Annotated in this window: 6 protein-coding genes; 3 read left to right on the top strand and 3 right to left on the bottom strand. The window is 55.9% G+C overall.

The features are described from left to right. From B2Z72_RS01410 to hemA, 3 genes are all read right to left on the bottom strand, one after another. Positions 1–564 (bottom strand): N5-glutamine methyltransferase family protein (locus B2Z72_RS01410; protein WP_297004035.1); only part of this gene is annotated, 564 nt, incomplete at its 3' end. A 1-nt stretch (position 565) separates the two neighbouring features. After that, positions 566–1,654 (bottom strand): peptide chain release factor 1, encoded by a 1,089-nt coding sequence (prfA, locus tag B2Z72_RS01405; protein WP_296982895.1) that lies wholly within the window; start codon positions 1,652–1,654, stop codon positions 566–568. Positions 1,655–1,657: 3 nt separating this feature from the next. Beyond that, complete coding sequence (gene hemA, locus B2Z72_RS01400) at positions 1,658–2,977, bottom strand: glutamyl-tRNA reductase (RefSeq protein WP_296982896.1); 1,320 nt, start codon at positions 2,975–2,977, stop codon at positions 1,658–1,660. A 178-nt stretch (positions 2,978–3,155) separates the two neighbouring features. Here hemA and B2Z72_RS01395 point away from each other — a divergent pair, with 178 nt between their 5' ends. The 3 genes from B2Z72_RS01395 to ispE are packed head-to-tail and all read left to right on the top strand — an operon-like array spanning position 3,156 to position 6,539. Further along, positions 3,156–5,009, top strand: a complete 1,854-nt coding sequence (locus B2Z72_RS01395) for a tetratricopeptide repeat protein (RefSeq protein WP_297004033.1) — start codon at positions 3,156–3,158, stop codon at positions 5,007–5,009. Positions 5,010–5,011: 2 nt separating this feature from the next. Continuing rightward, positions 5,012–5,671, top strand: coding sequence for a lipoprotein insertase outer membrane protein LolB (lolB, locus tag B2Z72_RS01390; protein WP_296982899.1), 660 nt, complete (start codon positions 5,012–5,014; stop codon positions 5,669–5,671). Then, on the top strand, positions 5,664–6,539 hold the full coding sequence (gene ispE / locus B2Z72_RS01385) for a 4-(cytidine 5'-diphospho)-2-C-methyl-D-erythritol kinase (protein ID WP_296982900.1): 876 nt from the start codon (positions 5,664–5,666) through the stop codon (positions 6,537–6,539). The genes lolB and ispE overlap by 8 nt, the downstream gene beginning before the upstream one ends. The last annotated feature ends 52 nt before the right edge of the window (positions 6,540–6,591 follow it).

Raw genomic sequence — 6,591 nt, 5'->3', positions numbered from 1 at the left:
ATTGCTGACGATCAGATCAAAGCGGCCTGCGCCAACTGCAAGCGCAGAAAACCAGTCTGACTGTTCAAAGGTAACGCGACTGAGGTTGTTCTTAGCGGCGTTTGTGCGCGCCAGCGCTACCGCTTCGGCCTGAAAATCCACGCCCTGCACATGCCAGGATGGCTGTTCACTGGCCAGCGCCAGCGCAATAGCCCCGGTACCGGTACCGAGATCCAGCACATTGGCTGTGGCCAGCACTGGCAATTCCAGCGCCCATTCGATCAGGGTTTCGGTATCACCGCGGGGAATCAGAGTGGAAGGATTCACATCCAGTGTGAGCGACCAGAAATCGCGCTGGCCACAAAGGTAGGCGACTGGCTCACCGGCTATACGCCGCTGCAGCAATGCGTTGGCAGCGCTCAGTTGTTCGGCCGTCAGCCCGCGGTCACTCCAGGTGTACAGCCAGGTGCGGTTCTGGCCCAGCACATGGGCCAGCAGACATTCACTGTCCAGTCGTGCGGATTCTGAACTGGCCTGCAATTGCTCTGTTGCGCTGCGCAGCCAGTGTTCAATCGGCACTGCCACGTCAGGCGGTCTCAGACATCTCGGCCAGCAGGTTGGCCTGGTGTTCGCGGATCAGAGGTTCCAGTACCGGGTTAAGATCACCCTGTACGATTTCCTCCAGCTTATACAGCGTCAGGTTGATACGGTGGTCCGTGACCCGGCCCTGTGGATAGTTGTAAGTACGGATACGTTCCGAACGGTCACCGGAGCCGACCAGACTTTTACGCGTGGCTGCCTGTTCGGCATGGGCCGCCTGCAGCTGGGCATCACGCAGACGGGTCGCCAGCACCGCCAGCGCTTTTGCGCGGTTCTTGTGCTGGGAACGTTCGTCCTGACATTCCACCACCAGGCCGGTCGGCAGGTGGGTGATACGGATAGCAGAATCGGTTTTGTTGATGTGCTGACCACCGGCACCGGAGGCACGGAAGGTGTCCACGCGGATATCATTTTTGTTGATATCGATGGCTTCTTCTTCGCCCACTTCCGGCATCACCGCCACGGTACAGGCGGAAGTGTGAATACGGCCCTGACTCTCGGTTTCCGGCACACGCTGTACACGATGGGCGCCGGATTCAAATTTCAGCTGCGAGTACACATCGTTACCTGAAATACGGGTAATCACTTCTTTAAAGCCGCCGTGCTCACCATCACTGGCACTGAGCATTTCGGTGCGCCAGCCACGGGTTTCAGCATAACGGGTGTACATGCGATACAGATCGCCAGCGAAAATAGCGGCTTCATCACCACCGGTACCGGCGCGGATTTCCAGAATCACGTTGCGGCTGTCATCCGGGTCTTTCGGCAGCAGCAGAATTTCCAGCTGCTGCTCCAGTTCATCGCGTTTTTCTTTAGCGCTTTCCAGCTCTTCTTCACCCATTTCGCGCATGTCCGGGTCAGTATCCTGAGCCAGCAGTTCCGCCTCTTCCATATCCGCCAGTGCCTGTTCATAAGCACTGTAGGTCTGGGCAATAGTTTCCAGTTCCGCGTATTCCTTTGACAGGTTGCGGAAGCGATCCTGATCGCTGGCGGCATCCGGTTCGGACAGCAGGTGGCCGACTTCTTCGTAGCGGTCGCGCAGATGTTCGAGTTTGGTAAGAATTGAGCTTTTCATTAATTATTCAGAGTCTGTGGCAGACGCGTCGCCTGCTGGTTTCTGCACCGCGCCAGGCGCAGCATCATTTTCGGTATTGAGGTTAAACAGTTCGCGCGTCCAGTCCAGTACTTCCAGACGCCCTTCCGAGCCAGCCTTGCGCAGCATGGACGTCGGCGCGTGCAGCACTTTATTGCTGAAGGTGTGAGCAAACTGGCGCAGTACTTTCTCGGCATCGGCACCGTTCTGCAGCTGTTTCAGCGCTTTTGCCAGCTGCTCTTCACGCAGCTGATCGACACTGCTGCGCAGATCCGTCAGCGTCTGCACCGCATTCAGCGCTTTCAGTTCGCGCATAAAGTGGTCAACGCCTGCCAGAATCAGCTCTTCTGCCTGTTTGGCGGCATCTTCACGGGAACGGACGTTTTCTTCGATGATGTTGCGCAGGTCATCGACGGTATACAGATACACATCGGAAAGCTCGCCAACTTCTTCTTCAATATCGCGCGGAACGGCAATATCGACCATAAACATGGGCTTGTGCCGACGGGTTTTCTGCGCTTTTTCCACCGCGCCTTTACCCAGAATCGGTAACGGGCTGGCCGTGGACGAAATAACGATATCCGCACGTGGCAGCACGTTTGGAATGTCTTCCAGCAGCACCGCCTCCGCATGGAACTCCTGCGCCAGCGCCTGAGCGCGTGCCAGTGTACGGTTGGCCAGCGTCATCTGTTTCACCCCCGCCTGATGCAGGTGACGGGCTACCAGTTCAATCGTTTCACCGGCGCCGATCAGCAGAGCACTGCTGCTGCTCATGTCGGCAAAGATGTGCTGCGCCATGCGCACTGCGGCAAAGGCCACAGACACCGGGTTCTCGCCGATGGCGGTATCGGTCCGCACGCGTTTGGCAATCGAGAAGGTCTGGCGGAACAGGCGGCCCAGTTCAGAACCTACGGTGCCGGCTTCCTGCGCCACAGCAAAGGCGGATTTCATCTGCCCCAGAATCTGCGGCTCGCCCAGTACCAGCGAATCCAGCCCACTGGCCACTCGCATGGTGTGCTGAACGGCTTTATCGTCGTTCAGGCAATACAGGGCACTGTGCAACTCGGTCAGTTCTATGTCGTGATGCTGTGACAACCAACCGGCAATCAGTTCTTCATTCAGCTGCTCAGCTGAACAATAAATTTCGGTACGGTTACAGGTGGAAAGAATTACCACCTCCGAAACCGGGTCCAGCGACTGCACCTCAGACAAAACCTCAGGCATCGTTGCCGGATCAAATGAAACCCGTTCACGCACGGCCACGGGCGCCGTTTTGTGGTTGATTCCTAATGTCCAGATAGCCATGCTGGTGAAAACTGCTCCGCTGAGTACAACTGATACCAAACCAGACAGGTCTGGCAAAAGGCGGGATTATAAACGTCTGAACCAACCTTTGCTGCTGAAATCTTTGACTTAAATCCGCATCTGACCCTAAATAACAGTCACCAGTTTCTATTTATTCTTCTATATGCCTCAGTTTTCATTGCCCACAGACGGTCTGACCAAAGCCAGAAAAACCCTTCTGCCCGCCGTTATGATCGCCCTCGCCAGCCTCAGCGGCTGTTCCAGCATGTCCGCGCAGCCAACCGATGCAGCAGACAGCAACCAGACTGCGGACACCTCAGCGGAAAATAGTGTCTCAGTCACGGACACCACCCACGCTGAGAGCACAGCCAAAGAAAACAGTGGCATTGGTGAACATCCGGCACCGGTTTACCGGCCTATCCCCGCAGCCACTATGTATTCCCTGCTGGTTGCGGAAATGGCCGGTCAGCGTCAGCGCTTTGATATTTCGCTGTACAACTATATGGATCAGGCGCGCAAAACCCGTGATCCGGATATTGCCGCCCGCGCCACCCGCATCGCCCAGTACGTTGGCAGCAGCAGTCACGCGCTGGAAGCGCTGAATATCTGGCTCGACAGCGATCCGCACAATCCCGCAGCCCATCAGGCGGCAGCACAACTATATATGGAGCAGGGGCGCTTTTCCGATGCCCTGCAACATCTGGCGATTCTGCAGGATCTGGCTGGTGTCAGTCAGTTTGACTATCTGGCCGCTAATTCCAGTCATCTGCCCCGTGACCAGCAGGTAAAACTGGCGCAGGAACTGGCCGCGTTACAGCAACGCTACCCGGACGACGCCTCGCTCTGGTACGCCCGGGCGATTATGGCGCAGCAACTGGACGATCTGCCGCAGGCCATCAAACTGATCAACAAAGCGCTGGATATCAGCCCCGACTATCTGCGCGCAGGGCTGCAGAAAGGCCGCATCCTGGCATTAATGCAGGACTACGACAAAGCCATCGACTGGCTGGATACGCTGCTGAAAGATCACCCTGATCACAAAGGTCTGCAGGTTCTGCATGCCCGTATCTGGCTGGATAAGCAGGATATTGACCGCGCGCTTCTTGAATTTACCCAGCTGCACAAAAACTTCCCGGAAGACTCCGCCATCCTGCTGTCGCTGGCTCTGCTTGAGCACGAAGCCGGTGACGTAATGCAGGCATCTGAGCACTTTGATCAATTGCTGGCGCGCCAGTCGCATGCCGACGAAGCGCATTATTATCTGGGCCAGATCGCTGAGCAGGATGGTCAGATGCAAAGCGCCGTTGATCACTACAGCCAGGTTGGTGCCGGACGGGAATTTCTGCCAGCGCAGCTGCGTGCGGCCTGGATTATCTATGATTTACAGGGCGCTGAAGCTGCGCGTCAGTATCTGGATGAGCGTCGCGGCGAAAACCCCGCCATGTCCAGCGAGCTGGTGCGCATTGAGGTCGAAATCCTTACCACCGCGGGTCTTAAACAGGATGCTCTGCAACTGCTGACATCCGCCCTGAGCGAAGCACCAAACGATGTCGACCTGCTTTATACCCGCGCCATGCTGGCGGAACAGGTCGATAACCTGGCCATGCTGGAAGATGATCTGCGTACCATTATCCGCATTAATCCGGATCATGCTGAGGCTCTGAACGCTCTGGGTTATACCCTGGCTGACCGCACCGACCGGCTCGATGAAGCCATGCCGCTGGTCAAACGTGCTCTGGAACTGTCGCCGGATAACCCGGCTGTAATCGACAGTCTCGGCTGGATCTACTTCCGTATGGGTGACTATGAACAGGCGCGACCACTGTTAGCCCGTGCCTATTCACTGATGAACGACCACGAAATCGCTGCTCACTATGGCGAAGTTCTGTGGGTCAGTGGCGAGCAGAAAAAAGCCCTTGAGACCTGGGCGGCGGGTCTGGAACAAACACCGGACAGTGACATCATACAGAGCACACTCGAACGGCTGCAGATCCCGCGGGATCAACTGCCCTCCGTCAACACTCAGGAATGATCATGCTGTTATCCCCGGCCATCCGGCCGTTTTTTACCCCTGCCCGGTATTCGCTGCGCCCTGCCTTCACCGGGCTTCTGCTTCTGTTATTAATGGCCCTGCTGTTACCGGGCTGCGCCATGCTTACACCTCAGGGCGGCAAAGAAACCCTGCAGAGCTCACTGAATGACGTTACCCACTGGCAGGTGCGGGGCAAGCTGTCGGTAGTTTCACCTCAAGATTCCGCCACCGGCTACCTCACCTGGGATCAGCAGGACGATCAATACGATCTGTTTATTGCCGGCCCTTTCGGTGCCGGCGCTTCGCGCCTGAGCGGCGACAACCATCAGGCATCACTGTCTCTGCCCGACTGGGATACACCGCGTACGGCGGAATCGGCTGAGTTGCTGATGCTGCAATATATGGGCTGGAACTTTCCTGTCAGTGATATCCGCTACTGGGTAAAAGGCCAGCTCAGCCCGGACCTGCGCAGCAGCAAAGACAGCCAGGCAGTGGAATACGATGACAACGGCTTACTGAAATCCCTGAATCAGCATGGCTGGGAAGTGACCTACTCGCGTTACAGTAATCAGTCTGGCTACTGGCTGCCGGGATTGATTAAAATCCGTGGCCACGATTTCCGATTCACCTTTTCTATTAAGCAATGGACCCTGAATGGCTGATTCAGCACCGGCCAGCTCTGACAGCTGGCTGACCCTCCCGGCCCCGGCCAAACTCAACCTGATGCTGCACATTACCGGTCGCCGTGAAGACGGTTACCACAACCTGCAGACCCTGTTTCAGTTTCTCGATTATGGCGACGAGCTGAGTTTCCGTTTACGCAACGATGACCAGTTAACCCTGGAACCTGCCGTTGACGGAGTGGAATTTGAAGACAATCTGATCATCCGCGCCGCCCGCATGCTGCAAAAAAAATCGGCAAAAAGCTGCGGTGCCGACATCCGTCTGAAAAAAATTCTGCCCATGGGTGGCGGATTAGGGGGCGGCAGTTCGGATGCAGCAACCACTCTGCTGGCCCTCAATCATCTCTGGCAGCTGCATCTTTCTCTCGATGAACTGGCCGCCATTGGTGTCTCTCTGGGTGCCGACGTACCAGTGTTTGTGCGGGGTGAAGCCGCATTTGCCGAGGGTGTGGGCGAGATTCTGACCCCGGTTCCACAGCTCGCTGAACCCTGGTATCTGGTGGTCGTTCCGCAAGTGCATGTAAATACTGCAAAAATATTTTCACATGAGGGTTTGACAAGGGATTCGAGCGCCATTAATATTCGCACCGCGTTAGAGCAAGGGGGCAGAAATGACTGCCAGGCAATTGTTACAACGCTTTATCCTGAAGTTGGTAAAGCATTGATATTGCTAAATAAATTTTCCTTTGCTAAGATGACGGGCACTGGAGCTTGCATATTTTCAAGCTTCGGTTCTGAAGCAGAAGCCATCAGTGTTTCTGAGCAGTTACCGGCTGAATATGTAGCCTTTACGGCTAAGGGAGTTAACCTCTCACCGACGCATAAGGTATTATTCAGACCGTCTTAAAAGATGCTGGGGTGTCGCCAAGTGGTAAGGCAACGGGTTTTGATCCCGTCAT

The organism is Thalassolituus sp. UBA6592, assembly GCF_002433655.1.
GTDB lineage: Bacteria > Pseudomonadota > Gammaproteobacteria > Pseudomonadales > Oceanobacteraceae > Venatoribacter.
Note: the sequence above shows the minus strand (reverse complement) of the source record. Positions and strands in the feature narration are given on the sequence as shown.

What these genes read in the sequence shown, in the direction of transcription:
- hemA (WP_296982896.1), bottom strand. Translation starts at nt 2,977, where the DNA reads ATGGCTATCTGGACATTAGGAATCAACCACAAAACGGCGCCCGTGGCC.
- prfA (WP_296982895.1), bottom strand. Translation starts at nt 1,654, where the DNA reads ATGAAAAGCTCAATTCTTACCAAACTCGAACATCTGCGCGACCGCTAC.
- lolB (WP_296982899.1), top strand. Translation starts at nt 5,012, where the DNA reads ATGCTGTTATCCCCGGCCATCCGGCCGTTTTTTACCCCTGCCCGGTAT.
- ispE (WP_296982900.1), top strand. Translation starts at nt 5,664, where the DNA reads ATGGCTGATTCAGCACCGGCCAGCTCTGACAGCTGGCTGACCCTCCCG.